General features: G+C 41.4%; 1 protein-coding gene and 1 pseudogene. Both read right to left on the reverse strand.

Annotated features, from left to right (window positions below):
• Positions 1–615, reverse strand: a pseudogene (locus ACLTU0_RS11695) (hypothetical protein); the annotation flags it as partial.
• 3 nt (positions 616–618) lie between these two features.
• The coding region (locus tag ACLTU0_RS11700; protein ID WP_412322616.1) for an ArdC-like ssDNA-binding domain-containing protein at positions 619–2,441 on the reverse strand (1,823 nt) is incomplete at its 5' end.

Raw genomic sequence — 2,441 nt, forward strand, 5'->3', positions numbered from 1 at the left:
GTATAAATCAATATCTGCCTGCGTTAGTAAATCTGCTTCGCCAAAATCTTTGCTTAATTCGACGTGGGTTATAATATCCTCCTTTTCAGCTTCCGTCATTTTATCAAGCTGCGCCTTGATTTTCTTTTTTGACAAATCCGCAATATGATTGTCAATATTGCCGCATTTCAGCTTTTCAAGTCGTTTATGCTCGCACGATAGAGTAAATTTTAATTCTTCATCAGCGGAAACACTATCGGCACACACCGAAACATTTATAACGTGTTTAAAATGCTTCGGATAATCTAATTCATAAAGATTGCCCTTGATGACTTCATTTTCAAAACCCGTTATTTTAATAGCATAGGCAATAATATTGTCGTGTGCCTGTTCGCCATAGTATGTCCAAGTATTATATGCTGATGTATCTTTTGTAAAGACGTCCGTTTCACAATAACAGTATGTACCGTTCAGACGCGACATAAAAAGTAAATACTTATCTTCTGCACTGTCGCTTAACGCTGCCGTATGTATTGTATCAACATCAAGAAAAAAATCATTTTTGTAATGCTCTGTATTTATGTTCATTATTCGGCGCAGCGAATTTATAATATCCACATTTTCAAACTTACGCATAGCTTAAACCTCCAAAGCCGCATTTTTGACCTTTTCGGATTTTTGCGGCTGTTTATCTGCCTGCGCCTTTGCTTCCGCCAACTGCTTTTTGATTGACGGCTTTTTCTTAGATGTCTCATTTTTGGAAGGCGTTTTGCCTTTCTTAACTTTTTCCGCTTCATTTGCCGCGATAATATCCATAATAGCGACAGGTTCGCCATTCTTCGCCTTTGCTTCAAGCTCGTCAATGGTAGGTGTGTCTTTGGAATTGTCCTCCGGCTCAAATACTTTTGCGCCGTCTGCCGCGTCTGCGTCCGACAATTCAGAAAATCCGTCCTGTTCGGCTATCTTCGCCGGTTCCTCGTTTCGTTTCTGAAATTCAGACGGTAATGTACCGTCTAATGGTCTGATATACTCCACCTTGTCAGCAGCGTTAAGGACTTCGCCTGTTAATGGCTGCTGCCACGCTTTTATTTTCGGCTCCCAATGAAAACCGTTTGCCTTTAATTCGGCGCGGATATTATCGTCCGGCTTTTCATTAAAAAATACTTGCAGATAATTAGCGTCTGTATTGATTGCAGCGTATCCGCCGTTAAAATCCCAGCCCGTAAATTGTGTATAATCCGTTTCCTGTTCGGTCTGCTCAATATCCTTTGCAAGCTCTTTATAATACTCGTCAATGCCTAATATAATTTCATTCGCCGTTTTTTGTATTGTGTCAAGGGAAGCGTTTAACTCCGGTAATTCCTTATCTTTGCTCCAACCCGCAACATATCCGAAAGAATAATCGGAAGTGTCAATCCCATATCGCTGACAAACGGTATAGGCGACGCTTTCAGCTTCAACCTCCATTGTACGATTGTTCTTTTGTTCTTCGGGCGTCAATTCCGTTGATTTTTCTTTGAGAATATTGTGTAGTTTAGCGTGTGCAATTTCGTGTATCAGCGTTTTTAACTGCTGAACCTCGCTCATACCGTTTTTTACGGCTATTCGCTGTTCTTCAAAATTACAATATCCCTTTGCTCCCGTATCTATATCCTCATACCCAATAGGCATAGGCGATATTTTTTCAAGTGCGGCATAAAACTTTTTGAAATCCGCAACATTGCCCGTAAGCTCGTCAACTCCCAAACTCGGCAGCGGTTCGCCCTCCGTCTGCGACAAGTCAAATACGGTAGCAACTCGGAAAGTGGGGATAGTTACTTCTTTTTCCTCTGTAAGCGGTTTACCGTCCCAGCCTATAATCGGCTTGTTTGTTGCCGGATTTATTTTCTCAATCTGCTTTTTTGTTTTGTATGAGAACGGCGCGATTATTTTAATACCGCGTTCACCTCGTTTTACTGTGCGTTTGTGATTATCGCGCCATGCGCCAAATCCCGCCACCATAGAAGCGTCGGGCTTTTGCATTAAAATCAAAAGCGAATTTCTAAAACTGTAATTATGGAATTTTGACATACACGCAAGATATTCCGCATATTTATCGCCGTTAAATATGTCTTTCACTCCGTCCTCCAGCTTTTTCAAAATCTCGCTCAATTTTTCATAGGGCGTTTCGCCGGATAATTCTATCGCCTGTACAGAAGCCCTTGACGGCTCCGATTTTTCAGGCGCTTTTGTTGCTTGTGCTTTTGCCATTAGCTCAACCTCTCTTTCAGTTATAATATTTTCCAAAGGCTGCGGCTTCGTATTGCCGAACCCTCTTATTTCTGTTTTCATATTTGCGTTATTTCTGTAAAACATAATAAGCGTATCAAGCGCTTTATTAAAAATAGATTTTGCGGCAGTCGGAACGGAGGGCGTAAAATCTATTACGCCCGTTTTACCGCTTCCAACCCAGCCACTCACAA

Origin of the sequence: Hominilimicola sp., from assembly GCF_046972485.1 — a bacterium.
Lineage (GTDB): Bacteria > Bacillota > Clostridia > UBA1381 > UBA1381 > Hominilimicola > Hominilimicola fabiformis.